Origin of the sequence: Devosia chinhatensis (assembly GCF_000969445.1) — a bacterium.
GTDB classification, from domain to species: Bacteria; Pseudomonadota; Alphaproteobacteria; order Rhizobiales; family Devosiaceae; genus Devosia; species Devosia chinhatensis.
The window spans coordinates 1-508 of sequence record NZ_JZEY01000018.1 but is presented as its reverse complement, the minus strand read 5'-3'; the positions used below and the strand labels follow the sequence as shown (position 1 = coordinate 508).

The following is a 508-nucleotide window of genomic DNA, read 5'->3' as shown; positions in this document are numbered from 1 at the left end:
CCGCATCCGGAATCACCCCGAGGCCGGCCACTCGCTCAGGGGGGGTCGCCCGCTAAAGTCGAGGCGGGAGCCTGGTCGTCGCGGCGACGGTTCCGAGGCCCGATCGGGTGTCGGCGGACGCGCTTATTGTGTGCGGCGGCTGGCAGCCGGACCTGTCCCTTTGGCACATGGCTGGCGGCTCCAGCCTCTGGCAGTCATTGCGCCAGCGTCTTGAACCCGTCGGAAACATCGACGGCATTGCCCTGGCCGGCAGCGCTGCCGGCCAGGGCAATGCCGTCGATGTTTCCGACGGGTTCAAGACGCTGGCGCAATGACTGCCAGAGGCTGGAGCCGCCAGCCATGTGCCAAAGGGACAGGTCCGGCTGCCAGCCGCCGCACACAATAAGCGCGTCCGCCGACACCCGATCGGGCCTCGGAACCGTCGCCGCGACGACCAGGCTCCCGCCTCGACTTTAGCGGGCGACCCCCCCTGAGCGAGTGGCCGGCCTCGGGGTGATTCCGGATGCGG

The 508-nt window shown here is 69.7% G+C and carries 1 protein-coding gene; it reads left to right on the top strand.

The features are described 5' to 3' along the window. Positions 1–107 precede the first annotated feature (107 nt). Positions 108–314: a hypothetical protein gene (locus VE26_RS19050; RefSeq protein ID WP_152658646.1), complete on the top strand. Its 207-nt coding sequence runs from the start codon at positions 108–110 to the stop codon at positions 312–314. Positions 315–508: the final 194 nt, after the last annotated feature.